The 26,256-nt window shown below is 56.8% G+C and carries 24 protein-coding genes; 5 read left to right on the forward strand and 19 right to left on the reverse strand.

The genetic code is table 11. The features are described from left to right. Positions 1–27: 27 nt before the first annotated feature. Both guaB and JNL86_01255 read right to left on the reverse strand, forming a co-directional pair. On the reverse strand, positions 28–1,494 hold the full coding sequence (guaB, locus tag JNL86_01250; GenBank protein MBL8041528.1) for an IMP dehydrogenase: 1,467 nt from the start codon (positions 1,492–1,494) through the stop codon (positions 28–30). Between the two features lie 38 nt (positions 1,495–1,532). Further along, complete coding sequence (locus tag JNL86_01255) at positions 1,533–4,502, reverse strand: SMP-30/gluconolactonase/LRE family protein (protein ID MBL8041529.1); 2,970 nt, start codon at positions 4,500–4,502, stop codon at positions 1,533–1,535. A 306-nt stretch (positions 4,503–4,808) separates the two neighbouring features. Here JNL86_01255 and JNL86_01260 point away from each other — a divergent pair, with 306 nt between their 5' ends. Next, a complete protein-coding gene (locus tag JNL86_01260; GenBank protein ID MBL8041530.1) occupies positions 4,809–5,378 on the forward strand; it encodes a hypothetical protein in 570 nt (189 codons plus the stop codon). Between the two features lie 123 nt (positions 5,379–5,501). Here JNL86_01260 and scpB read toward each other — a convergent pair whose 3' ends face one another. From scpB to JNL86_01275, 3 genes are all read right to left on the reverse strand, one after another. Further along, a complete protein-coding gene (scpB, locus tag JNL86_01265) occupies positions 5,502–6,443 on the reverse strand; it encodes an SMC-Scp complex subunit ScpB (protein MBL8041531.1) in 942 nt (313 codons plus the stop codon). After that, positions 6,428–7,207, reverse strand: a complete 780-nt coding sequence (locus tag JNL86_01270; GenBank protein MBL8041532.1) for a segregation/condensation protein A — start codon at positions 7,205–7,207, stop codon at positions 6,428–6,430. Before JNL86_01270 ends, scpB begins: the two co-directional genes overlap by 16 nt. 97 nt (positions 7,208–7,304) lie before the next feature. Next, positions 7,305–8,450 (reverse strand): pentapeptide repeat-containing protein, encoded by a 1,146-nt coding sequence (locus tag JNL86_01275; GenBank protein ID MBL8041533.1) that lies wholly within the window; start codon positions 8,448–8,450, stop codon positions 7,305–7,307. Between the two features lie 115 nt (positions 8,451–8,565). On the opposite strand from JNL86_01275, the gene JNL86_01280 reads away from it, so the two are divergent. Next, positions 8,566–9,174 carry a hypothetical protein gene (locus JNL86_01280; protein MBL8041534.1) on the forward strand — a complete coding sequence of 203 codons (609 nt, stop codon included), beginning with the start codon at positions 8,566–8,568 and terminating at the stop codon, positions 9,172–9,174. Between the two features lie 20 nt (positions 9,175–9,194). Here JNL86_01280 and JNL86_01285 read toward each other — a convergent pair whose 3' ends face one another. Together JNL86_01285 and JNL86_01290 are read right to left on the reverse strand one after the other, a co-directional pair. Next, positions 9,195–9,647 (reverse strand): hypothetical protein, encoded by a 453-nt coding sequence (locus JNL86_01285; GenBank protein MBL8041535.1) that lies wholly within the window; start codon positions 9,645–9,647, stop codon positions 9,195–9,197. Between the two features lie 203 nt (positions 9,648–9,850). After that, positions 9,851–10,438 (reverse strand): hypothetical protein, encoded by a 588-nt coding sequence (locus tag JNL86_01290; protein MBL8041536.1) that lies wholly within the window; start codon positions 10,436–10,438, stop codon positions 9,851–9,853. A 227-nt stretch (positions 10,439–10,665) separates the two neighbouring features. On the opposite strand from JNL86_01290, the gene JNL86_01295 reads away from it, so the two are divergent. Together JNL86_01295 and JNL86_01300 are read left to right on the forward strand one after the other, a co-directional pair. After that, positions 10,666–11,040, forward strand: a complete 375-nt coding sequence (locus JNL86_01295) for a hypothetical protein (protein ID MBL8041537.1) — start codon at positions 10,666–10,668, stop codon at positions 11,038–11,040. Positions 11,041–11,123: 83 nt separating this feature from the next. Then, positions 11,124–12,617, forward strand: a complete 1,494-nt coding sequence (locus tag JNL86_01300; protein MBL8041538.1) for a class I SAM-dependent methyltransferase — start codon at positions 11,124–11,126, stop codon at positions 12,615–12,617. An 85-nt stretch (positions 12,618–12,702) separates the two neighbouring features. On the opposite strand, the gene JNL86_01305 is transcribed toward JNL86_01300, so the two are convergent. The 3 genes from JNL86_01305 to recG are packed head-to-tail and all read right to left on the reverse strand — an operon-like array spanning position 12,703 to position 16,527. Then, on the reverse strand, positions 12,703–13,704 hold the full coding sequence (locus tag JNL86_01305) for a Ppx/GppA family phosphatase (GenBank protein MBL8041539.1): 1,002 nt from the start codon (positions 13,702–13,704) through the stop codon (positions 12,703–12,705). After that, a complete protein-coding gene (locus tag JNL86_01310; GenBank protein MBL8041540.1) occupies positions 13,679–14,005 on the reverse strand; it encodes a hypothetical protein in 327 nt (108 codons plus the stop codon). The genes JNL86_01305 and JNL86_01310 overlap by 26 nt, the downstream gene beginning before the upstream one ends. A gap of 38 nt (positions 14,006–14,043) precedes the next feature. Next, a complete protein-coding gene (gene recG / locus JNL86_01315) occupies positions 14,044–16,527 on the reverse strand; it encodes an ATP-dependent DNA helicase RecG (GenBank protein MBL8041541.1) in 2,484 nt (827 codons plus the stop codon). Positions 16,528–16,747: 220 nt separating this feature from the next. On the opposite strand from recG, the gene JNL86_01320 reads away from it, so the two are divergent. Further along, positions 16,748–18,190 carry a tetratricopeptide repeat protein gene (locus JNL86_01320; GenBank protein ID MBL8041542.1) on the forward strand — a complete coding sequence of 481 codons (1,443 nt, stop codon included), beginning with the start codon at positions 16,748–16,750 and terminating at the stop codon, positions 18,188–18,190. Positions 18,191–18,193: 3 nt separating this feature from the next. Here the strand turns inward: JNL86_01320 and JNL86_01325 are convergent, their stop codons facing one another. The 9 genes from JNL86_01325 to JNL86_01365 form a co-directional block, all read right to left on the reverse strand. Continuing rightward, positions 18,194–18,976 (reverse strand): PQQ-binding-like beta-propeller repeat protein, encoded by a 783-nt coding sequence (locus JNL86_01325; protein ID MBL8041543.1) that lies wholly within the window; start codon positions 18,974–18,976, stop codon positions 18,194–18,196. A gap of 862 nt (positions 18,977–19,838) precedes the next feature. Next, positions 19,839–20,885: a methyltransferase gene (locus JNL86_01330; GenBank protein MBL8041544.1), complete on the reverse strand. Its 1,047-nt coding sequence runs from the start codon at positions 20,883–20,885 to the stop codon at positions 19,839–19,841. Positions 20,886–20,911: 26 nt separating this feature from the next. Beyond that, positions 20,912–21,349, reverse strand: coding sequence for a hypothetical protein (locus JNL86_01335; protein ID MBL8041545.1), 438 nt, complete (start codon positions 21,347–21,349; stop codon positions 20,912–20,914). Continuing rightward, positions 21,346–22,170, reverse strand: a complete 825-nt coding sequence (locus tag JNL86_01340) for a tetratricopeptide repeat protein (protein MBL8041546.1) — start codon at positions 22,168–22,170, stop codon at positions 21,346–21,348. The genes JNL86_01335 and JNL86_01340 overlap by 4 nt, the downstream gene beginning before the upstream one ends. A 6-nt stretch (positions 22,171–22,176) precedes the next feature. Continuing rightward, positions 22,177–22,773 carry a hypothetical protein gene (locus JNL86_01345; protein ID MBL8041547.1) on the reverse strand — a complete coding sequence of 199 codons (597 nt, stop codon included), beginning with the start codon at positions 22,771–22,773 and terminating at the stop codon, positions 22,177–22,179. Between the two features lie 24 nt (positions 22,774–22,797). After that, on the reverse strand, positions 22,798–23,037 hold the full coding sequence (locus tag JNL86_01350; GenBank protein ID MBL8041548.1) for a hypothetical protein: 240 nt from the start codon (positions 23,035–23,037) through the stop codon (positions 22,798–22,800). 15 nt (positions 23,038–23,052) lie between these two features. After that, positions 23,053–23,598, reverse strand: coding sequence for a TlpA family protein disulfide reductase (locus tag JNL86_01355; protein MBL8041549.1), 546 nt, complete (start codon positions 23,596–23,598; stop codon positions 23,053–23,055). A gap of 190 nt (positions 23,599–23,788) precedes the next feature. After that, positions 23,789–24,940, reverse strand: a complete 1,152-nt coding sequence (locus JNL86_01360) for a nucleotidyltransferase family protein (protein MBL8041550.1) — start codon at positions 24,938–24,940, stop codon at positions 23,789–23,791. A 145-nt stretch (positions 24,941–25,085) separates the two neighbouring features. Then, a complete protein-coding gene (locus tag JNL86_01365; GenBank protein ID MBL8041551.1) occupies positions 25,086–25,982 on the reverse strand; it encodes a hypothetical protein in 897 nt (298 codons plus the stop codon). Positions 25,983–26,256: the final 274 nt, after the last annotated feature.

Below are 26,256 nucleotides of genomic sequence, written 5' to 3' on the forward strand. Positions count from 1 at the left end.
AAGCTTCACCTCCCGCCTGTATGCGTGCTATTCCCAATCGGTGCGATAATTGGGTGCTTCCTTGGTGATGATGACGTCGTGGACGTGTCCCTCCCGAAGGCCGGCCAATGTCTGGCGAATGAACGTGGCCTTCTGCTGCAGTTCAGGAATGGTCTTGCACCCGCAGTAGCCCATGCCGGATTTCACGCCACCAACCATTTGGTAGATATGCGGGGCCAGGAGCCCCTTGTACGGGACACGGCCTTCGATACCCTCGGGAACCAGCTTCGGGGTCGGTCGCCCTCCCTGTCCGTATCGATCGCCACCACCCCGTTCCATGGCTCCAATCGACCCCATTCCACGATAGACCTTGTAGGTCCTGGCTTGGAACAGCACAGTTTCTCCCGGAGCTTCTTCCGTCCCTGCCAGCAAACTTCCCAGCATGACGACTGACGCACCAGCCGCTAAGGCCTTGGTGATATCGCCCGAGTATTTGATCCCGCCATCGGCGATGACCGGAATATTGGAACCAGCCAAAGCCCTGGCACAATCGCCGATTGCCGTCAATTGCGGCATCCCGGCACCGGACACCATCCGTGTCGTACAGATCGAGCCAGGCCCGACTCCGACTTTCACGGCATCGACGCCGGCTTTGACCAAATCTTTGGCCGCCTGGGCGGTCGCAATATTTCCCGCAATGATGTCCAGCTGCGGATAGGCTTTTCTGACCATCTTAACCGTATCGAGCACTGCCTGGGAATGCCCATGCGCCGTATCCACCACGACGACGTCCACTCCGGCTTTCACGAGCAAGGCCACCCGATCCGACGTATCAGGACCGACGCCCAACGCGGCGCCAACCCGCAAACGCCCATGGGCGTCCTTACAGGCATTGGGGTATTTAATCCGCTTTTCAATGTCCTTAATCGTAATGAGGCCCTTGAGTTCAAATTGTTTGTTGACCACCGGCAGTTTTTCGATCCGGTGCTCATGCAAAATCTCGCGGGCCTTTTCCAGGCTGGTCCCTTCGGGGGCGGTAATGAGTTTGTCGCGCTTCATCACTTGGGAAACCTTCAGATCCATTCTCGTCTCGAAGCGCAGGTCACGATTCGTGAGAATGCCGACCAGCTTCCCGGCCTTGGTGACCGGAATACCGGAAATCCGATACTTAGCCATCAAATCATGGGCATCACGAATGGTCTGATCCGGGGAGATGGTAATGGGATCGAGGATCATCCCGCTTTCGGACTTCTTGACCCGATCGATTTCAGCCGCCTGATCCGTCGGAGACAACACCCGGTGCACGATGCCGATGCCGCCTTCCTGTGCCATGGCAATGGCCAGGCGCGCTTCGGTCACCGTGTCCATGGCGGCACTCACGATGGGAATGTTCAGCTGGATGTTGCGAGACAATCGGGTACGGGTGTCGACCTCAGTCGGGAGGACCTGCGATTTAGCCGGAACCAAGACGACATCGTCATAGGTCAACCCGAGCCGAATCTCCTTCTCTAACATCAGTCGCCACCCTCTCCCGGGCTTCTTGCCCGTTCCCGTTAGACCTTCGTGGTAGTATCCATCTGCCCCAGCTCTGCTGCGGCATCCGCTTCTTCCTGCAACCGCTCGCTGCCTTCCTCGGCCGGCATGAATTGCTGCACTCTAGTATTGCCGCTGTCGACCGCAAAGACACTGCCTCGCGGGTCGACGACAATGCCATACGGGAAGTTGAACTGCCCGTCCCCGCCGCCAAATCCACCCCACTGGGCGATGAAGTTGCCTTCGCGATCAAATTTCTCGAGGCGATGATTGCCGGTGTCGGTGACGTACACGTCGCCCTGCCCATCGACGGCAATGCCCCAGGGTGACCGCAATTGCCCGGCCTCCTGCGCCAACGGGCTGCTGGCGTGGCCGGCCTCGGAGCTGCCGCCCCATTTGGTCAGCAACTGCGGCAACACGTTGGTGCTCGTATCGAATTTCTGGACGCGGTGATTGCCCATATCCACGACGTAGACGGTGCCGTCTGCCTGATCGACGGCAATTCCACGCGGGAAGTAGAACTGGCCATCGCCATTTCCGAAGCTCCCCCACGACATGATGAACTCTCCGCTCATGTCGAATTTCTGCACGCGGAAATTGGCGCTATCAACAACGTAGATGTACCCACGCACCCGGTCGATGGCGATGCCCCACGGCGCATTGAACTGGCCTTCGCCGTTTCCTCGCGAACCGAACTTCATGAGGTAGCCGCCCAATTTGCCGTCGAATTTCTGCACGCGGTGATTGTTCGTATCGACCACGTAGACATCGCCTTTGGCGTCGCAGGCAATGCCGGTCGGATTGTGGAAGTTCGCATTGGCGGCGCCGAAATTTCCCCAGAGAATAATGAAATTCCCGTTACGATCGAACTTTTGAATACGGTTGTTTCCATTGTCGACGACAAAAATAGACCCTTGCTGATCGATGGCCAGTCCATACATCGGCGCCATGAATTCGCCGCCGTGCAACAAGGATGCGCCGCGACCCGGCTTACCCCATTTCGACACGCAGAGGTACCCGGACGTATTGACGAGAATGCTGGCGCTGGCCGGCGTCGAGATGTTGTTGCCGAGATCCTTAAACCAGACAATGACGGTTTTCTGTCCGTCCGCCGGAGAAAGAATAAAGGGGATCGTCGCGCCAAACTTAATGGCCGGCGGAACCTCAACCCAGCCAGGGGTTCCTGCCATTGGGGTCATCGGATTTTCAGAAATGTAATAGGCCGCAACCCCGGTATCGAGGTCTGTAGCGGAAATCGTCACCACGACTTCCGGCGAATTCGTCATGAATGCCCCATGATTGACCACGGCATAGGGCGTTTGGGGCGCCGTAATGTCGATCAGGACCGGCGTCGCCGACACTTCTTCCGACAATGTGCTTTCGGTACCGTCCTCATAGACCGCCGTCAGGGCATAGAAATACGCCTGGTCGTTGGTGAGGCCGCTGTGATTGTAAGGGCTGGTCACGCCCTCAATCTTCGTCCCGCCCTCCTGCGTCACATTCGGCGAGGTATGGAAGTAGAGGTTATAGGAAACCGCCTTCGGCACATCCAGCCAGCTCAAGAAGGTTTCCGTATCGCCCGGCTTGATGGCGAGATTCCCCGGAGCGGGATACTCGCTGACCAGCTGCGCCCGTTCGCGTTCTTCCTTTCCACGATTCAGTTCTTCATCGGTCGGCACATACTTAATGACGCGATGATTGCCGCTATCGACGACGTACACTGCGCCTTCCTTGTCGACCGCTACGCCGGAGGGAAAGTTGAGCTGCCCTTCGGTTTTGCCGCGATTTCCCCACGAGCACAGGAACGTACCGTTCCCATCAAACTTTTGGATGCGGTGGTTCCCCTGATCCACGACATACACATTTCCTAAGGCGTCACACGTCACTCCCCAGGGAGCCTTGAACTGCCCAGGACCGCTACCTTCGCGACCCCACTTGGTCAAAAAGCTGCCGCGCGTATCGAACTTCTGGATCCGGTTGTTCCCTTCATCCGCAACGTACGTATTTCCGACGAAATCGACGGCCACACCGCGGGGAAAGAAAAATGCACCGTCGAAGCTCCCGTCTCGCCCCCACTTCAACAACGGGGTGCCATCGCCTTTAAACTTTTGAATCCGCGCATTGTTGGTGTCCGTGACGTAGATGTTACCTTCCTGGTCGGTTGTCACGCCCCACGGCGCGTCGAATTTATTCATATCGGCCCCGCGCCAGGCAAACCCGAATTTCCCCCAGGTTTTCATCGGATTGCCGTCAACATCGAGACGTTGCACACGATTGTTGCCGGTGTCGGCGACATAGACCTGCCCGTCGCTATTCGTGGTCAGTCCGCGAGGGTAATAGTAGCTTCCCTCTGCGCTGCCCGCCTCTCCACCCCAGCGCCCGATAAACGTTCCGTCCTTATCGAATTTCTGGATGGAGTGGTTGTCCGTATCGGCCACGTAGATATTTCCGTCCTTATCCACCGCAATGCCAGTCGGAGAACTCAACTCACCGTCATCGACACCTTCTTGACCGATCACCTTGGCAATCAGATACGGCGCCGGAATCGCCATGACCTCTTGCGACTCAGGGCTTTCGCCTTTTTGAGTCACCACCGTGACGACATAGTGATAACAGGTGCCGTTCGCCAAATCGTCATGCATGAAGGGAGACTGAGCGCCTTCGATGCAGGTTCCTTTTTCCTTTGTCACACCGATGACGGTCTTAAAATCCTCTGCGCTGGCGATGGGGCGTGTAAGTTCGGAAAACTTGATCTGCACGCCTTTGGTGGTCATGAAATACAAGTTGTAATACATCGCATCCGGCACAGCATCCCAGGTAATCATCACCCGGCCATTTCCGGCTTTGGCAGCGACCCCGGTCGGCGCAGGAGGCAATTCATCCTCCTCGGCTACGGAGTCCCCGGCGCCCCACTCGCTCTGACTTCCTTCTACGGCAAGATACCGTCGGTCAAACCGAAACATTTCGTCGAGCAGCCAAGCCTTGATCATGGTGTTCCTCGTGATACGAGATTGGTGAAGATTGGCGGATGTTTCAATAACTTAGATCGGCGAGTCTAACAAAGCGAAAAGAAGGGAGTCAAGGCAAGAGCGGCATGTGCCAAGACCGTTTTCACGCACTGAACCAAGGCTCGCGGGCCGGTCATGCGGGCACTCCAGCACGAGGGTTTGGCAGTAGGCTTCCATACCCCCTAAGCTGGATGGACGCATTTCTTTCCAATATCATAGGCTCTGCACTCCAGACGGTCACACTAGGCGCACGTCATTAGAGCAAGGCGAACCAATCGGAGGTCTACCATGTGGTCATTACGGCTGATGCTCGCGACTCTCACCATGAGTCTCCCTCTCCAACTCGACGTCCATGCATTTGAGTCCGCGGCGGTCGATATGTGGGAATGCCCCGGCCCCGAAGGCACGGTGCTCTATACCAACAAAGAACGCCCCAATTGCCAACCGAAAGCCCTGCAGGCGCTCTCCGTCGTACCTTCGTTGCCGCATCTACCGCTCCCGCCTTCCATCGGCAATTTCCCCTCTCAGCAGTCCCCCGCAACCAATGACTTCGCGTACGACACCCCTATCGGAGCCTTACGAAACTTCTCGCAGATTCCCGATTCGGGACGCGACTGGTATGCGGCAAACGCCGGCAACGGGTCGGTGCAGACTGAAGTCTGCAGCATGTACGCGGAATGGCTTCATCTGAACCAAAACACCCGCGGGGGACACATCTTCGGAACAGATCCGTCTTACGGCGGCAACCCAACCGCCCAAAACTGGTATGCGCCAAGTTACTCCTTCTACGACAATGCCCGCTATCTGGCGCTCTCACGGATTTTCGGCGCAGGCTTCATTCCGATCGGCTGCCGGTAGCCTGCCTTTCGCAACAATGGAAAGGCCTTCGGGAGCCAGCCAGATCCGCTGGACCACCCGAAGGCCTTTCGCCTGTCAGCACTCAATCAATCGCGACTGAGTTGAACCACAGAGAGAGCGTTGTCAGGACTCTTCGGCCACCTCGGCAACCATCAAGTCATTCTGCGCTTCACTCTCCGGTGTCAAGGGAGAATCTTCCGGCACCGCCCCGCCGTAACCGTTCATCTCAATCCCCTCGAGCGACTCTGCTACTACTGCAGCGACGGCCTCTTCCGGCACTTCTGTCGCCTGGATAACAGTGTCCCCTCCCAAGGATTCGGACTCCTCGATAGGCAACATGGCCTGCTCCGACTCGCCTAATTCCTTAAACTCTCGGAGCGGGGGCAATTGCGAAAGATCCCGCAGACCAAAATGCTCTAAGAACGTCTTGGTCGTGCCATACATGATCGGCCGTCCGGGCTCTTCCTTACGACCCACGATGCGCACGAGCTTGCGCTCCAACAACGTCCGGATCACACCAGAGGTCTCAACACCACGAATTTGCTCGACCTCCGCACGGACAATTGGTTGCTTGTAGGCGATGATCGCAAGAGACTCCAAGGCGGAGCGAGACAGTTTCGAGGGAGCCTTCACCTTCTCCAGCCGCTTGAGCCATGGAGCAAACTCTGCTTTGGTCACGATGCGATAGCCTCCGGCGACCTCGGCCAGTTGAAGCCCTCGCCCCTCTTGCTCATAGTCATGCCCAAGGCTCACCAATGCCTGCTCCACCTCTTGTTTCGTCACAGCACCCAACAACGCCAACAATCGCGTCAGGGGAATGGGCTCAGCGGTCACAAACAAGAGGGCTTCCAGAATGCCCTTCAACGCCCGGACGTCTGACAAGGCAGGATCGGACGCCGGTGCGGACACTTCCGTCGGAACCGACAGCTCGGCCGGTGCGGACGCATCAAGCGCCGTGTCCATGCCCTGGTCGACAGTCGGTAGGGCCGACTCCGCAATCACTTCCGGCGCTTCGGCAGACTGCACGATGTCGTCCTCGGTGCTGAGACTTACGGGTTCTTCCATTCAGACTCCTCCACAAGGTCGCCTTCCGCCACCGCCGTAAACGCACGAGAAACCAGAATCGTTCCAAAGGTCTCTGTTTGAAACACGCGCACGACTTTAATGCGAATCAATTCCAGCAATGCCAGGAACGTGACGATCACGACCAACCGATGGCTCGACGCGTCGAACAGCGCCGTGAACGGCATGGAATCCTGCACTTCGAGCGCTTCGATAATAGCGCTCATGCGGGTACGGACGGTCAAATTATCCGGGATAATTTCGACCAAACGTTTTCCCGGATGGCGCGACAGCACCCCCTGGAGCGCATCGACTAGATCAAACAGTGAAATCTCATCGAGCAGGCTTTCATCTTTTGTCACTTCCACCAGAGGACCGGGCTCGCGACCAAACGTATCCCGCCAGAGACGCTCCTTATAATCCAATTGCGACGCTGCTTCTTTGAACTGCTTGTATTCGAGCAATCGCCGGACGAGTTCCTCACGAGGATCCGGTCCATCTTCTTCATCCACCGCAACTTCGTCCACCGGCAACAGCATGCGGGATTTAATGTGTAACAGCGTTGCCGCCATCACCAGGAATTCTCCCGCGACGGCAAGGTTTAACTCCTTCATCACCGACAAATAGTCCAAATACTGCTGAGCGATCAGCGCGATCGGAATATCGTAGATGTTGATTTCGTTCTTTTTGATGAGGTGCAAGAGGAGATCGAGCGGACCTTCGAACTTCTCGATCTTGACTTGGTAGGGCAGTTCAGGTTGGTCCATCAGGTACCAGTCGCTCCCTTGGACAAATTTTCAATCTTATACCAATTTATGGGGGAATGGGGCAAGGCCAAAACTATATATTGGGGGTTCTCCCCACTCACTTTGCCTTGAGGACGTAGATGAGCAGTCCAAGAGCGGCGACAAACAAGGCAACCGTGCCAACCTGAGAGAATGGAGCGGCCTCCGGACGGCCTGGCACGGCCGGCGTCACCCTGGTGGTTCTGGTGAGCACCGGGGTGCGCACGAACGTCGCCTGGGCCAGATCATCGGCTTCCTTAAACGACGCATCGGAAAAGTCGGTTTGGGCCTGAAACCGTGCCGAGGCAAACGTCACAGTACGGTCGAACCGAGCAAAAAGAAAAAACGCCTCCCGGTCAAACTGCGTCGATGAGAAATCGCACTTGGCCCGGCACTGGGCACCCGAGAACCCGGTCCCCATGTGAAACGCGGCGCGGGAAAAATTGGCATCCTGTTCAAAGACTACTTCCAAGAATTCGGTCAGACCGGGAAAGTCAGCGCCGCGAAAAATAGCCGGCCCGGTAAACATCGAGCGATGGTATCGGGCATGGGGGCCAAATCGGGTATCTGAAAACATGGCGCCCTGCGTGAACCGATCCTGGACAAAATAGCTTTCCTGTTCGAATTTGGCGTGTGATCCATCCACCAAGCCGAGAAATATTGTTCTCGACAGATCCACGGCACCGGAGAACCCGCTATGAATCAACACCACCGGTCCGGTGATCAGCAGAAACCCCTGCTTGAGCCGGTTGACGAGCCGCCCCTTGACCCGAGAATGCTGAATAACGAAGGGGCCTCGAATGACATGCACCTCCTCATCGTTCAGCCCTTCGAGGAGGCGACGATCCTCCAACGACAGGCCCTTCACCGCCGCGACCTTCTGTGCCGGCAACTCATCAAGAAGCAGGTCCCCCTGAATCACTACACCCGATAGATCGACGCCCTTCCCGGCTGCAAGCGCCTGCATCAGATCTTTCGCGGAAACGGCACGCGCTTCCCGTTCCGCCTCTGTGCAGGTTTTGCTCAAATGCAGAGTAAACACCGTGGCGGCAGTAGTTCCTTCCGTCTCAACCTTGCAATCCGCCTGGGCCAAAACCGGAAACAACCAGATCCCTAACACCACGCTCAGCACCCAGACAGAACGTCGGCACGACCGACTGCGGGCCTTCAACGATACATCGGTCTGACTACGCCCGAACCAGCCGGCAAGAAACTGTGCTCGCACTTTACACCATCCCACGCTTTGCTAGACTCACGCTCATATGGTCACCACCAATGCTCGCCGCTGCACGCACCCACCATTACGCCTGCTCTGGCCATGTATCCTCTGCTTTTCTTCGATGGTCACGAGCGTTCCCTGGGCATCCGCAGAGTCTGTGGTCGAAGTGCCGATGTTGGCTGCGATCCACGCCAACAACCTCGGCGTCTTCGAAGTACTCTTGCTACGCTGGGATCACCAACCGTCCCCTTCCCCAATTATGCTGCAGTGGCAAGGCGGCAATATCGAACAAGGACCGACGAATCTTGGCTCCATGATCACCGCCTTTCAATATGCCGTCGAGCATACGCCGACCATTGACCATACAGGCACCGTCAGTGTCGTCGGTATCGCGTATGCCGCAACCGGCACTGACGGACCAAGCGCTGGAGGCGTCATGACGGTGGGATTCGCCGCACTGCTCAAAGGGGATCGGATCCGGCGCGGCATTGCGCTCACGGGCACCATCTCGAAGGATGGCTCGATCGGTCCGGTAGGAGGCATTCCCGATAAAATCCGAGCCGCAGCCCGCGAGGGCTATCGCACCATCCTGATTCCTCAAGGCCAACACGACGATCCGCGTTGGAACCTCACCCGGCTGGCGTGGGAACTCAATGTTGAGGTCAAAGAAGTCAGCACGGTCGAGGAAGCCTACCATCTCATGACCGGAGGCACGCTCGAGTCACCCTAGGGACATGTGTCAGGCCCCGGTCACTGCCCGGATCCCAACCCATCGACAATCGCCCGATATTCCACATCCGTCAGCCGATGCATGCCGAGACTGAGCCGTCGGGACAGTTCTGACTGCTCTTCAATGGCGAGCACCTGCTGAAGCAGCGCCTGACATTCCGGCGCGTGAGCCTGCCACCGTCGCACCGGCGTCACTCGCACAAACCCATAGCGAGCCTCCGTCCTGACTTCGTCCTTGAGTAGATCGTCCAGCGCTTGGAATGGTTGGACCGGCGACATGATGGCGAATTCCGCACGGATGCCCTCCTTGAGGACATACACCAATCCGCGAGACTCCGGCGTCAGGAACTTATGCAGATTGTCGCGAATTAGGGCGGTGCAGAGCCCCCAGATTCCGGCTCCGAGCTGAAGCTCGGCACTGTCCGGAGAGCTTCGTTCGCGCAACGCCCCGGCGATAAATAGAAAGTGGCTCATGCAAGGTATCAGAAACAAGAAGGGTTGAGAGCAGCGACGCGCCGTGGCTCGGCCAGATCATCAACACCAACCGCGCAGCGATGGAGGACGTTAAGAACGGTCAGCCATCTGGTAGATTCCGCGAAGCCTTCACTGGCTGGGAGACGCCAGGCTCATCAGGTGTTGCCTGAGCCCAATCCGGCAAGCCACGACAGTCACCTACGCTAATTGTTCCGGTATTCGTCTGCGTCGTCGAGCAGATCTTCCGATTTTTCCAGATAGTCGACGTCGTCGTCGTCTTCACGATCGAGTCCGAGTTCTTCTTCCATCTCCTCTTCCTCGATCTCTTCCGACACGTCATCCAAGTCTTCCGCCATGTCCTCTTCATCGTCAAGGTCCAACTGCTGCGGTTCGGCTTCCACCTTAGCCGGCCGCGCCGCTTCCGGAGCAGTGGGCTTCACCGGTTTCGTGTCCGGAACCGCGACCGGAGATTCGATCCGGGTTTTCGCTTTTGGAGCTGCCGGCTTGGACTTGGGCTTTGGTTTTGCCGCAGGCTTTGCGGCTTTTGGCGCCGGCTTCACCTTGCCGGACCGCACGGGTTTCGCCGCAACCTTGGCCTTCACGCTTTTCTTCGCTGGCTTCTTGGACGCCTTGCCGGCAGCCACCTTCTTGGCTGGAGTTGTCTTTTTCGCCTTGGCAGGCTTCCGAGCCTTCGCAGCCTTCTTGGGCTTCACTGCTTTTTTTGCCACGGTTTTTTTCGGCCGTGTAGCTTTGGCAGCGGGGCGCTTTTTCTTCACGATCTTCTTTGCCATTCCACGTCCTCCTCTCAGGTCTTCAGCGTGGCACGTCGGTGGTAAAGCGGCCTCCATCTAGCATGAACAAGCGGGTTCTTGCAACCGTATGGGACGCAGGCTCCATCCTACTCGCCACCGGGCCAACCCATCACCACTTCGCCTGCGCCACCGCGTTGAATCCTTCCGCATCAGGGCTGTCTCTATGTATAATGGAAGGTGTACCCATTCACTGGAGCCACGACTCGATGAATTCGCACGTGACATTCCTTGGCCTGGTTACGGGCATGGTGCTGGCTTGGCCTTCGTTCGCAACCCCACCGGCAACCCAAGTGCTGATGGACAGCGGCTCACCCTACTACGTGCCGGCAGCCGCAACTGTCACCACGGGCGGCGCTATCCGTTGGGACAATCCGACCCCCACCCATCACACGGTCACCCATGACGGCTGTTTTGAGGAGAGCGGGCGGTGCGCCTTTGATTCCGGTGCGGTCGAGCCGGGCGGCACGTATACGATCCCCAGCCTCCCCCCCGGTCGATACCCTTATCAATGCCGCATCCACCCCATCATGCGCGGTATGATCATCGTGACAGACTCGCCGATGCTTCCCTCCCAAACCTAGACGGACACGATCGAGGTCCTTGCAGGTCGGCGTGAGCCTCGTGTAGGCTGCGGCTGCTCGTTTATACTGGACTGCCGTTTCCGATGAAAGCTGCCGCCGCCATTCAACAACCGCTCACGCTGAGCGGCGACGTCCTCAACCTCATCGCCTGGCGCATTCCCGACCTGGTCGCCTACCAGCATGCCTTTGACGAATGGTGGCTGGCGCCCCTGGACGACGATTTTCCACTCGTTCGTCTCAACCGGGTGGGGATCGAGATGCTCACGTCCATGAACGGGCATATCACCGTCGGCGCACTCCTGGAAAAATACGGCGACAAAATTTGCGGGCCCGACGGGCAACCTGGCGCCTGGCATCTGGAACGGTGGTCGATCCCCAATTATTCGCTCTGCTATTTCGGAACCGAACCGCCGGGAGGTCATCGACACAAGGCCAAATGGGACCTGCTGCTGCAACAGATCCGGGAAAGTTGGTCCGGGCAACAGGAGTTCGAAGGAGAGGAACATCTTGAGGCCTTCCACGTCCACGAACTGAAAGAGAGTGACCTCGAGGACGGCCATTTCGATCTCGTTGAAACCACCGTCTCCCACCTGTTCCGCGAACCCTGCGAGGCGCTGGGCGGGACGACTTACGGACGCCTGCTGATGCGGCAATTGCGCCGGCTGGGGTGGTTCAAACCAAAACCGAAAGTGATCGTGGAAATCGGCGGCGGCCTCGGCTACGTCGCCCGCGAATTGGGCCAGGAACTGCTGCCGTTCGAAAAGCAGGGTATCCAATACATCTCGCTCGATGTGACCCGTCCATTCCTGCAACTCCAAACGAAACGAGCCAAGTCCGGCGGGTGGACCGTCACCGGCACCCATGCCAACGGGGAATGTCTGCCGTTCAAAGATAACTCCGTCGACCTCATTCTCGACAATGAGAACATGGCGGATATGACACCCGTCAAACTCAGCCGCCAGGAGCTCACGGAAGGACGCGGGACAACGGCCCAGCATCAGGAGGCGCTTGATTGGATCAGGCGACTACGCGTACCACTCGACAGCGAACTGCCGGACGAAGTGATTTTCAATCTTGGACCCATGCGATTCGTGGCCGAGGTGTGGCGCGTGCTCAAACCCGGAGGGCGTGCATTCTTGACGGAATTCGGCATTGAGGAAGGCTGGCCCGCGGCAGTCAAACTTCCACATCACACCGAGTACGAAGTGCAATACAGCCACCTGCGGCAAGCCGTGCGCTGGCTGGGTTTTCAGGAGCGGTATCTGTCGCTGCCACAATTTCTGCAGATCAAACCGGACACGAAGGTCTTGTGCACCGGCGCGGCCTATACCATTCAGCGCTTTTGCCAGGGACTCGGACAACATTTTGCCGTGAGAGCGTACACCGAACCTGAGCTCACGAAGACGCTGGGCGACGTCCTCCCGAAACTCCAAGGCTGCCACTATCACGACATCGCCGATCCGGCATGGTTCGGCCTCATCGACTTCAAGGTCTTACTCCTGGAAAAACCAGGGGGAATCCCACAGCCCAATTTCACTGAACAAAAGGGCGGTTTCCGCTGGTATTCCCAACGGTAATTTCCACAGGGAGAGAGAGCCCTCTCCGCTTCGCCGGTCCCTCAGGAAAAAGAACGCGTTGAGTGAGCATCTCTCACGTAGGTGGCTAGGTGTGATCCTCGTCCAATCGAGTAGCCAGATCCAGCAAGACCCCTTCGCGAAGACCGAGATCGCTGACGAGAAGGCTCGGTATCCTCACCGTCTCCATCACCGTCCGTAGGATGATCGCGCCGGCAGCGATGACCTCCTCTCGATTCGCTTCCAATCCCGGCAAACCCACTCGTTCAGACTTCGTGCGGGCCAGTAGCGTCGATTCCAACTCCTCCACGACCGTCCGCGCAAGTCGATAATTGTGAATGCGAGCCGGTTCGTAGGTCGGTAACTGCTGTGCCATGGCAGCCAGGGACGTGATCGTTCCTGCGGTCCCGACAAAGGTGAGTCCGACCGGCAACGTCATCTCTCCCACTGCCGCCACCGTCTCGGCTCTCACCCACTCACGCGCCTGATGGATTTCCTCGCTGGTGGGAGGATCGTGGCGCAACAGGCGCTCGCACAGGCGAACCACGCCGATATCGACCGAGCGCATCATCGGTGTCTGACCTGGTCGGTCCAGAATAAATTCCGTACTCCCCCCACCAATGTCCAACGCCAACACATCGCTCACGCCGGCAGGCAGACCGGACCGAATCCCGAGGATGGTCCGTCGCGCTTCCTCTTCTCCGGAGAGAATCTGGATCTCAAGCCCTGTCTGCCGGTGAATGAGCCGCACGAACTCCTCGCGATTTCCGGCATCGCGCACCGCACTCGTGGCCACAGCGATCGATGCATCCACCTGGTACCCCTCCATGAGGGTGCACCATTCTTTCAGCGTCTCCGCAACTCGTGCCATGGCGTCGCCCCGCAGCATGCGATCCCGATCGACTCCCTGCCCCAGCCGCAGAATACGCCGGTCAGATCGCACCTCTCGCAACGTCCCTGAGGGCGCGAGTTCGGCAATGAGCAGACGACAGGTCAAAGTTCCGATATCGATGCCGGCTAGAATCCGAGGGGAGGACGTCTGGTGGGCATTCATCGGATGGTGCTCACTCTCCATCCACCGCGATGTCATTCATCTCCAGCAGCAGCTTCGTATGTTCATCCTGCAATGTCCGCACGTGTTGCATCATACGTGTAATCTCGCCGTCGGACAGGATGCGCTCAGCCACTTCTCCACGACCATGCAACTCAATAGTGCGCTCACCGATATCGGCGTGAAGATCGCTCAACTGTTGTTCCACCTTGCGCAGTTCCAGTCGGTAGCGAAGTAGTTCGCCTTCTTCCAATGCCCGTGTCGCGGCCTTCGCCGTGCCATGCCGTAAGGTCACCCATCCGGCGCGAAGATCGTGAGTCAATCGTTGCAGCAGTCCCATCGGTCCTCCACTATGCAGGTCGGCCGCATGTCAGCGGTCTAACTGACAGCCCCCAATGCAAGCTTGCTTTTCCAACGACGCAGCATGGCTGCTTTGAATGTCTGGTGTTGCGGCAGCGTCAACCCAGGATCCTGCTCCAGCAACGCAGACGCCTCCTGCCTGGCCAGCTCCAACAAGTGTGTGTCCCGTATCAAATTGGCCGCGCGAAACTCCGGCATGCCCCACTGGCGCAACCCCAGAAACTCACCCGGTCCACGGATACGAAGATCCTCTTCGGCGATGACAAACCCATCCTGCGAGTGAACGAGAGCGGCCAACCTCTGCTGCGCGTTGGAACGATCGGCCTCCGGGCTTCCGTCACGGTTAAGCCGCGGCCTCGCCTCTCGCGGAAGGTACGAGGCCATCAGGACGCACGCGGACTGATGTGCGCCTCGGCCAACTCGCCCCCGTAACTGATGCAATTGTGCCAACCCGAATCGCTCAGCATGCTCGATGACCATGACCGTGGCATTGGGTACGTCTACCCCAACCTCAATCACGGTCGTCGCCACCAGGATCTGGATGGCGCCGGCCTTGAAGGCCGCCATCGTCTGCTCCTTGTCAGTCGCCGACATTCTGCCATGCAGCAACCCCACCCGCGCCTGCGGGAAGACCTCGCGCTGCAGCTGTTCCGCGCCCTGCATCGCAGCTTTCACATCGACCTTCTCAGATTCCTCGACCAACGGATACACGATATACGCCTGGCGACCATCTCGGAGTTCGTCTCTCACGAGTTGCCAGGTCTTGTGGCGCTGCCCCTCCGTATACAGCATGGTGCGCACCGGCTTGCGACCAGGGGGCAGCATGTCGATCACCGACACATCCAAATCTCCATAGACCGTCATGGCTAATGTGCGTGGAATCGGCGTGGCCGTCATGACCAGCACATCCGGTCGATACCCCTTATCGAGCAATGTCTTACGCTGCAACACGCCAAACTTATGTTGCTCATCGACGACCACGAGCCCCAAGCTGGAAAATTTCACCCGCTCCTGAATCAACGCATGGGTACCAATCGCCACCTGCGCCTCACCCGATGCAAGCTGCTTCAACACGGCGCGGCGGGCCGGTGCTGTCCCCCTACTGGTTAACAGCACCGCGTTGAGGCCAACAGACTCCAGGAGCGGTTTGAGCGTCAGGTAATGCTGCTCTGCCAGAATTTCCGTGGGTACCATGAGCGCCGCCTGACAACCTGAGCCGCACGCCATCACCAACGCATGCAGGGCGACAACGGTCTTTCCCGACCCGACGTCTCCCTGCACCAACCGATTCATCGGCCTGGACGTCACCATATCCGACTGGATCTCCCGCCACACCCGCTCCTGCGCGGCAGTCAGCGTGAATGGCAACAGCCGGGCAAGCTCTCTCAAGGATTCCACCTGGGGGTTGAATCGGAACGCCTTGGGTTCTTCCTTCAACTCCCGCTGGCGAAGCGCCATCGCAGCCTGCAGGAGAAAGAGCTCTTCAAATGCCAGCCGGCGATGGGCGCCAGTCACACCATGATCGAGGGCCGCAAGGTCGGTGTTTGGTGACGGAAAATGCACCTGTTGTATCGCCTCACCGATCGGAAGCAATCGATGCCGCGCCCGCACCGATCGGGGCAGCACTTCCTCCAACTGAGCTCCGTGCTCAGCCAGGAGGCTGTGCAAGAGGATCCGCATCTGGCGAGACGTCCAGCCCTTCGTCTCATGATAGATGGGCACGATCCGCCCAACATGCAGCAACTCATCATCCGTCCCACTCAGCACTTCGAACTGCGCGGCCTCCAACCGCAGATCCATCCATCCCTGTCGACCGGCAACGACCCGGCCGGCAATCATTACCCGCACCCCCTCCCTCAAGACCTCTTCTAAATAGGGCTGGTTAAAAAACACGGTGTGTACCGTACCGGTTGCGTCCTGAACCGCCACGTCAAGTATCGACAGGCGACGCGACCGCGCACGGGTCATCTTCGCTCGAATGATCTTCCCGCACACGCAAGAGGTATCGCCGGGAACCAGTTTAGCCACCGGCGTGATGACCGAGCGATCGTCGTACCGCCAGGGTAACGTCCACAACGCTTCTTCGACCGTGATGATTCCCAATCGCTGTAACAAGAGGCTTCGCTTCGGACCAACCCCCTTCACAAACTGAATCGGCAGGTCCCACAGGTGCCTTGCCGAATCGGTACCCGAGGGAGCCGAAGGGAGCGGCTGCTTCTCGGAGACGCTTCTCAACGGCTGTGTCCGCAGTGGCCCGTCTTGCAGGCGGCGAAGGAGGGCAAGTGCTTGCGTCAAACGTTCCCGCTGCTCGGCTGGCGAGAGTTGCGCGTAGAAGTCTACAAACAGATTTCGTAACGAAAGTAGCTCGACTTCGATTGGTCGAGGATAGAGATGCTCGCCGAGTGCGCCGATCACCTGTTCCGAGACGAAACGGTCAAGGTTCTTGACGTTTGGAAGATGGGCATGGGCATCGCGACAGGCAAACTCGATGGGCCGAATCACACGATGCAGGAATGCTCGGAGGGGGTCGTGGACATCGGAAGAATCAGGACGTGGCATCCTGGGGCGTGATGGTATCACAGCCTTCTCGACTGCTCAACGATTGCCTCACCCCCCAAGCCGGTGGCCGATCACCGACGCACGACGGCTTTTCCGACTTTCCTTGGACCTCCCTCCGCTGAATGCTAGAGTGGTTTCGTGTAGGACTGATGGAAGGACACCTATGTATCGACGCAATATCAAGCATATTCTCGGGCCATTAGCTGTGCTGATCGCCATCTTCATTTTCTATCAGTCATGGCTCAAACCTCGATATTTCCACGACACTCCAGCCCTGCCGCCACAAATCGTGGCAGAAGATGGCGCAACGGCCCCCACGGCCCCGGTGGCACCACCACAAGTTGCACCACTGGGAGAGATCAAGCGATCCCGAACGATCGATCCTGTGAGCATTCCAGTCCCTCGACACTCCGATCTGCTCGGCGCGATTCATGAGGAACTGGAGAAATACAATATCAGCGCAGCAGAGGCAAAACTCGCAGAACTGCCCGCCTCGATCCTTACCGAGTCTGCCACCAAGCGCCATGTCGCAATTTTATGGAATAACCTGGGAATTCTGCAGGAAAAAACCGGCGGAACTGAAGTGTCCGTCAAAGCCTTCAAAAAGGCCGTCGCCCTCGATCCTCAAAACCCGGTGGCGCATCTCAATCTTGCCCACGCCTACTGGGGCCTGCGAGACCCGGCGCTTACCGAAGAGTTTCTACAGAAGGTCGTGGCCCTGACTCCCGAGGAGCCGTTCCCACATGTGGCACTCGCCGATCTCCTCCAGGAAAAGGATCGTCTTTCAGAGGCGGGGAAACATCTAGCCCAAGCCAAGGATCGACTGAAGAAAGACCCTGGATTGCAGTCGTACGTCAAAACAGTGACTGCAAAGGTCCACCGGACAGAAAAGGCGGAGGAGAAGTTTTCCACGCACAGGAGTGTCCACTTCACCGTCAAATATGATGGAACCGAGGATCCTGAAACGTGGACGGCCGTTCTCGATATTCTTGAGGAAGCGTACCGGGACATCGGCCAGAAGTTCAACTTCTTCCCATCAAGGCCAATCATAGTCGTGCTTCACACGAAGAACCAGTTTCAAGGTGCCACCGGAAGTCCGAATTGGGCAGATGGGCTGTTCGATCCCGTTCTCGGGCGCATTCAGATTCCCACCCAGGGTGCTGGAACAGATCGAGTCTGGCTCGCGAGAGTCCTTCGCCATGAATTCGTTCACGCATTGATTCAGGAAGAATTAGGAGCAACCGCTGGATCAATTCCCACTTGGCTGAACGAAGGATTAGCCATGCAGCTCGCCGGTGATCCATGGCAAGACATCACGAGTATGCCGCAAGGAGAACACCATCTGGTTCCATTAGCGGTGCTTGAGGGGAGTTGGGAAAATCTCCCGGCCGACAAAGTGAGCTTGGCCTACAACGAAGCCAACGGCGCCACCCATTACCTGATTGAACGATTCGGCATGCACAAGATTCAGGAGGTTCTCGCCCACCTCAAGGCCAGGCAAACGATTGCGGCAGCAATGCAGGACCGGTTGCTGCTTTCCTACGAGAGCTTCCAGCAGCAATGGGCAGAAAGCCTTGGGGCGACAGTGTCTCCGGCAAAATCGTAACGCTTAGCGAAGGACCGCCTTGAACGCAGTCGCCGCAGAACCGTCAAGGGAACGGCGGAATGGAATACTCTGCGGCTGAGTATCTGTGTCCGGCCGCCCGCTTGACTCCTCGATCTGATCCAGTTGTTCAAACGAATCCTCCCAGAGTAGTCTTCCTGAACGCTGATCGTACGTTCGCACGATCAGATCAAAAATGTGAGCGATGGGATTATTGGTCGGCTTCAGGAGTGAGGCACTGAGCGACACCCTCTCTGCTCGCCCTCGCCGCCTGCTGCCCGGAGCAAACTGATCCTGCCAAACGAGGCTTCCCGTGACAGGATTGACCGCTCGCAGGGAAAAGATCGTGTCAAAGGCCGCCGGAGAGCTGCCTGCGACCTGAAGGACGGAGGGGCGGATCGAGGTAATACTGGCCTTCACTTGCGAGACGCCTTCATCGTCGACTTTGAGCAAATTCAGTTGGCCCTCCCAGAGAAACCTCCCGCTTTCTGCATCATACACGCTCAACATGAATTTGGAATTCCCGCTTGGATCAACCCCGATTCCCCCGGCAAAGATACGTCCGTTCTTTGCTTCCGCCTCAACACCGCCTTCCTCTTTGACACTCACATCAAAAGAGTCATCAGTCAAAACGACACCGGTCAAGGCATCGTATGTCCTAACCATGATGACCGAAGCCCCGGCAGCCTGAAACCCAAAGCCTGCCGCCAGCACCTCGGCATGGGCGCGAGGAGTTGGATCAGCTGGTTCAATAACAGGAGCAGAACCCCGGACGTGGTGGATGGACATCTCTCCTGATGCAGCGATGGGAGAACCGAGCGCGAAGCAAGCAGCAACCGCAGAGGCAAGCAGGATGCATAACCGTCGTTTGGAAACTCTATGGTGAGAGGGACGCGGTACCGCGGAACGTTCTAGGTCCACAAACGAACTTACCGTCCTTCCCCACAGTGTTTGCAAGATCACTTGTGCCTCCCTGATGAGAGGCGAATTTTCTCCCAGTGACACAACCTTGGTAAATCACCCGGCGGGTCTAGCTGGCCCCTCGAACGGTGGGAACAGACTTATTGGATACCTGATTGGAGCAAACCAGATCGGTCGCGAGAAGGAATTCCGTTGCGCCAAACTCCCCTGGCTCGAGTGAGCAGATGGCAAAAATCTGCCCCCATCCTCCAATAGCGTCACTCCATAGCCATTAGAGAACCCACGCTTCGTCGGTTCGTCGATCGGAAGCCCTCTCCAGTCAACACGTCGGTAGCAACAGATTGTCTTGGGACATCGAACGCAAGACGGTAGCTTGCGGCAGGCGAAGGCTAGGATTATAGTGCGATCATGAACAATGAACCGCGTTCTGTAATCGTCTTATTCGTCTTATTGACCGCACTAGAGATCATTCTCTTTCTGTTGCAGTCTCCTGCTTCAGTGGCAACCATCCGTGATGGGGTCCTCTTAGGATTTTTGTTCGGGGTCCCGGCCCTGCTGATAGGCGGACTCATCATAGTCCGAAAACATTGGATCGTAATGGCAGCCGTGATGTACAGCACGATTGCTTTGGCCCTGGATTTGGCCACCATTGTTCAAGAAGTCAGTCAGACCGCCCCTCGCACAACGATCGTCCTTCTCACGGCAGGAAGTAGTCTTTTGAATTTCCTCATCATGGTCTTCGGCGGGCGTTACGCACTGACCTTTCAACCGAACGAACAGCCTCCAAGAGCCCCCCATCCCAATCTTCACTTCCCTTCTTCGCCCTCATAGGCCTGATTTTCACAAATCCCGCCTCTCTCAGCCACTCAACCGTCTCACGACGCGAATAGGTATTGCCTCGCTCTGTAAACAACAACATACTCACGGCAAAAAGACTGACCTCTTGTGGATATAACCCCTGAGGATCCTGAAGAAATGCATCCTGGATGATAAGGCGGCCACCGGGGACGAGGGCCGCATGCACTCGCCTGAACAATGCTCGGTTTTCTTCTGCGGAATAGATATGCAGCACGTTGGAATACCAGACGACATCGTACTGCCCCGGCAACACATCTTTCATAAAATTGAGCGCCAGGTACGACAGTCGTTTTCTTGCGTTCAGCCTCTTCGCGATCCTCCTGGCCACCGCCAGCGCTGCCGCACGATCACAGACAGTCGCCGTGAGATATGGATTCCTGGCGAGAAAGGCCATGGCATAGGTACCAGGCCCTCCCCCGAGATCCAACAACGTCCTGGCCTTGTGTAAATCGATCTGTGCGGCGATCCTTGAGGCCACGTCGAAGGAGCGATCGTGCATGGCCCAGGTGAATCGGCGTCGGGAAGCCGGAGTATCAGGCTCATCCCCATCCAGTGGACGGCCGCTACGTACAGTCTGAGTCAGATGGGACCAATCCTCCCAATGGCTTGTGAGCAGCTCAAGATAGGCCCCCCGATACTGAGGATGGGCCGCGTTTAATACTGTTGCCCCAAACGAAGTCGCGCGATAGGCTCCGCCACGTTTTTCCAGGAGTCCGCCGGCCGCGAGATTTCGACACAGAATCTCCAATCCGCGAGTGCTCACGCTGAGGGCCAAAGCCAGTTTGGGGATAGACCACGTCTTCCGGCCCATGACGGTGAAGAGTTTGAGCTCGAGGGCCGTCAGGATGACTCGTGGGAAGCGGTACGCGCCAAGTGCGGCACGAAACGCTTCAAGACTGGTAATGGGGGAAATGCTCACAGATAGCCTGACCGCTTCGGCTCGCACTAATGCGATGACTTAAACAGCGTCTGGCACCAACGTACAGTGGCAAGAACCTCATCAAATCGCTGAAAATCGAGCAGCTTGAGGAAAGTAATCGCAACGTATTCGTCATTCATCTCTGTCTGCTCTGCGAATCCTGCCTTGAGAAGAGCCGGACGCTTCTTGGATACCGCCGGACCCAAAAAATACTTGGCCTGCTTCGCGACTTCATCGGTGCCAAGATCTTCGGTCGTGCCATCACACATCAAACTTTTGACGTCATCCATGGCGATCCCGTGCTGGCAGAGGAATTGGCCGTTTGCTTTTACCTCCACTAGCCACCCGTCGTCCCCCAAATCCAGGGCCAGTGCACCGCCAGATTCCAACTCGTAAAATTGGGGAATGGTCTCACGCAGTCTAGCCCGAATGTCCTCCCAACCTTTGCTTGACGAAGCATTCATGCCTGTGACCGCCTCGGTTGAGAGATGGGGCCTTCGGATTTCAGGCGGGCACGAAGACACTCCAGTCGAGTCACGTTCTCGCCCAACTTAGGCAGGTTGTATTTACGATCCATCCGTACGACGTGCTCCATTAACTCAGCAGCAATCTCTAGTTGCCCCAGATCCTCATAACATTGAACCAGCACATACCGTGCGCCACCCACCCGTAATTCATCGTGGCTGCGCTCCGCGATCGATTGGCTAGTTTGGCAGCAGGCGATGGCATCTTCGTAGCGCTTCTGAATGGCGAACGTTCGCCCCATCATTCGCCAGGCATCCGCCACACCACCCTGATTGCTCAAACGCCGCATGAGCACCAACGACTGTTCGTAGAAGCGCAATGCCTCTTCACACTGCCCGGTTTCTCGTGCGACCAGGCCGAGGTCGGAAAACAACACGGCCTTGCCCAGTTCATCATGCACTCGAGTCATAATGTCGAGAGCCTCGAGGTAGTAGGCTCGTGCTCGATCCCACTCTCCAGCGTCTGCACGCAGATTCCCCAAATTGGCCAGAGTCGTTCCGATACCCTTCTCGTCGCCTAATACTTTTTGTAACTCAAGTACTTCCTGGTAATAACTCTGTGCTGACTCCCGACGCCCACTGACGGCGCAAATATTGCCCAGGTTGCCCAACGTGGCGCTCAACGCACGATGGTCGCCGGTCAAACGGTCGCACTCCAAGGCTTTGGCATAACAGGCATAGGCATCCGTGTAATGCCCACGGGCAAAGTGTTCGTTCCCTTGACGGTTTAGCTCTTCTGAGAGCCCGTTGCGGAGAGGCATCGGTCTTTATCCCTGGAGAACCTGCTCCACTGCCTGCTTGGCTCCGAATATGATGCTGGCTCCATCGCCCACGAGAATCGAGTCAAAATTATATTTTAACAAGCGCCGGAGCCCCTCTTTAGCCGCCTGCGGGTCTTTGTATTTCTCGGAAGGCAGGAGACTCAGTGCGCCCGGTGGCTTACCAATCAGCGCGTCACCGACAATCAATACCCCTTTTCCCTGCTGAATAAATAGGGCTGACTCACCTGGGGATTTTTGATCTTTGAGCTGTACGACCCAAATCCCTCCTGGTAGCAACTCACCATCTTTAAACGTCTTGGACGGCTTGATGTCCATCTGAGCCAGATCAGCTTCAGGTACCTGTACCTGACAGCGGAATTCAGCCTGATAGGTAGCAGCCTCGCGCAGGTGATCCCGATTCGTAACGATAATATAGTCCACGCCTCCTTGCCGCCGAATCAGCGTACTCGCCTCGGCCGTCAGAAGCGGCGGATCGATCAATACGCGATGCTCGCCCACGTTGAGAAACAACCCGTTGAAATCAATCTGCTTCTCCTCGGAAAACCACGACCATTGCCAAATCCCTGGCAGAACCTGTTTCACTTGTGCGTCCTTCCCCCCGGCAAACTACAAAGCGACCATCGCATCTTGCAAAGTCTTCGTAACTTTCGCGCATATGCCGGCTTCAACCGGGAGATCGATAATATCGTCTTCCGACACAGTGATAAACTTCCGATTTGAACCTTTGGTCAAAGAAATAAGGAACATACTGTTCGTCGGCTTTGTCGGAATCACCACAGCCACGGAGGGATCAAGCCCCTTCACGACTTCAAGAAACTTCTGCTTGCCTTCACCCCATTCATCCATAAATCCTGCTCCCCACTACATCGCCCCTGCGCCCCCCATAGGGGCGGAAGCTAATAATTTTTCAACTTCTTGAATAATGACGTCGGCACCGGCCAGTTCCATATTCCCGACACGTTGCCATCTGATTACTCCTCGCTGGTCAATCACATACACGTTAGGGATAAACTTGCCGCCGCCATAAAGCTTATCGGTGGTCTTACTTGGATCAAGGAGGTAGGGATACGTCACCTTCACAGGGAACGCGCTCAAAAATTCACCCACGTCTCGCTTCGAGTTTCCCGATGAATTGATGCCGACGACCGCGATATTTTTCTCAGCCATCGCCTCATACACCTTCTGCAAATTCGTACCTTGCATCATGCAGGGGTCACAGATATGAAACAGGCCCAAGACCACGACCCTCCCGCGCAATTGCTCAAGCGAGACGACATCGCCAGTGATAGACGTGAGCGTAAATGCCGGGGCAGGCTCCCCAACTTTGAAAAACCCGGCAGCGAATGCTACATGGTAGGCCCACAACGGAACCAGTGCCATCGTGAGGGCAATCAGAACGCGTTTCATCAGGGCCTCCTTCCTCGCAGAAATACAAAGTATCCAACTAGGCGATACTGCCCAATTCCAAGCGGCACTAGGCACTACCCAGCATGCTAGGCATCCTAGCATGCGATTTTTTTCTGGAGCAACCATTACGGAAGGAAGAACCGAAGACCTGTTGACACAGAATAGGAAGAGGGTTATCGGCGCCGTGCCATCAACCGGAGCTCTGAAGCCACCGTACAATCACTTCTCGCATGCGAACGAAAAGGACCCACTTGGCGACGAGTCGCTGAATTGGCTTGAGACAGTGGGAGAGGATACTCAATTGATGTTGGTAGCGAAACCAGGGCAAAGAGCGATTTACCACGTCGGTCTCGGCCCGACACAACTCTACACCAAGCTTCCAGCGCTCCCACCGAGAATCTTTGACCATCATATACAGAGCTTCTGCGCAGCTCTCATCAATGCCCTGCTCTGGACTCTTCAGCAACTGCTTGGGCATGGTCTGCATCAAGGCGGGTATATCCCTGTCTGCCTCGATCTCTTGAGCCACCAGACGTGGCAACGCGGTATCGAATAAGGTCTGCGCCAAACTTAAACCGAGTAATACTGCCCGTCGACACCTCCACTCCCTTGCCTGAAACAATACCCGGCTCCAGTCCAATGCCGGCCGGCGCCTCACAAGTTCGGCGACGTCGCAAATCCACTTCAACTGCTCCCAAGCATGTTTGGTCCCATGCACGCACAGCAGGATCAACAAGTCTTCAGGAGCCAGTCCCATCACCGATTTTGTTGGCAAATGTACCGGCTTCAGTCTTCCCCGGAACTCTCCTCGGTCAAGCCGGAACCCAAAGTGTTGACGAGCCATCACCCACTGCAGATCGACGGCGACAATACCGTTTCTCTTCTGAAAAAAATGATAGGGCTCTTCAGACTCCTCTCCCTTCCCGGTATCGCGGCTGGTCAGCTGGTAGCCTTGAGACCACAGAACTTTTCTCGCCTGAGGAATCGCCTCCTGCTCCACGATCAAATCAATGTCTGCACACTCACGCAGGCTGATATCGCCATAGGCTATCTGCGCAAGTGTCACCCCCTTGAAGGGAATCGCTCGTATGCCTTTGGCAGCTAACGCATCGACGAGTGACACGAGTTCTCTTGCTAGGAGCGTGTTCAGAAGCACGTTCGCCTGATTGCGCCGACGAAAGGCCTCATGAATTGTTGAGGGTACCGCCTTAGGACAGATCGTGACCAAATTGCGATACACCAGCGAGGCTACCCCATGCACCCGTGAAAGCTGCCAAATGATGTCCCAATTGATGCCATCAGAAACCAGGTCCCCCACTTCAACGCGGGCGAACTCACTCATCGTCGTTCGTGCACAGAGGACGAGCAAACGCCCCTCCGCATGCATCCGAGATAAGGCTGTCGACGACTCGCCTCCCTTACGGCCACCAACCCCCATCCGTAGCGATCTCCGACTGACGGATGCAGACCCCGACTGCTGTCCCATTTCAGCTTGGCCTCTTCGTTGAATGTTTGTCTAGGAGGGGCGTCACCAGCCAGGGCAAGTCCATGACGTCACGACCGAAGTGAAGCCGGTAGCAGTCAGTTTGCTGTACAAGCCGTGCCAATGCTTTGAATTCCTGCCGCGCGATCTCTGGCTCATAGACAAGGAGTGAATGCGGAAGAATCATCTCCAAAGCTAATGGTTTCGGTAGGGGTTCAAGGCAGCTGTGGGGAGCATCTATAACGGAAGGAAACAGAATAATTCTGGGAGGACAGGGCTGCCCGAGCGGACCGGGATACAGATCCTCCGCGTAGAAGTAACTTTTGGGAATTCCTGGATGGATCACCGCAGAGGGTGCATCACGCAATTCAGGGAAAAACGAGATGGTTTGATTGGTTACGTTAATTTTTAGCGGATAGGGAAGTAGTTCCACGCCGGTGTCGGTTACCCGAAAGAAGGGATGATCATCGGAGAGGTAGCGATATCCAGATCGCAGCAACGAGAGGAAGGAAGTCGTTTTCCCCCGCCCACTAAATCCGGGAATCAGCACTCCGTTCCCATTGTATTCGAGAGCCGTCGCATGGAAGGTAAAGACCCCCCTTCGTTTCAATAGTTCAGTCATGGCGAAATGCACGAAACTATTCCGGATATCCGGCGCCATAATCTCAGGACGCACGAGATACCCCTGCACAGAGAGAGCGCGGCCATCGATCACCACGAGACCCTCGTCATGAAAGTCAGCAATCAACGCACCGCGATCTGAATAGACATCGCATAACCAGGTGGTTTGACTCCCTGTACCGATAACGAGGCCGGACCCGCTGTGCAGCAACTGTGCTTCCGGGGAGATCCGTACAGGAATGTCGCTTCGTCGATGAACTGCATCGAACTGCATCAGCATGCGCTGAGTCGTGAGCGTCTCGCATTTGAAATACCGGAGGAACGACTCCACTGAATGCGCCAACTCAGGTGAGTTCGTCGTGAATGTCATCTTCGTGTCATGAATAGACAGCGGAATCTCATTCATTGTCGACATCGCACACATTGATCTCGCTCCTTATCAAACGTTCATCTCGCCCAGTGCTCCTTCAGTCGTAGCGGGAACTGTCTGCAATTGCAGGCCAGTCCCCGCCACGCACAAAACGCCTGACTTATTACGCAGGCTGTTGTCCGAC

It is taken from the genome of Nitrospira sp., assembly GCA_016788885.1.
GTDB lineage: Bacteria > Nitrospirota > Nitrospiria > Nitrospirales > Nitrospiraceae > Nitrospira_A.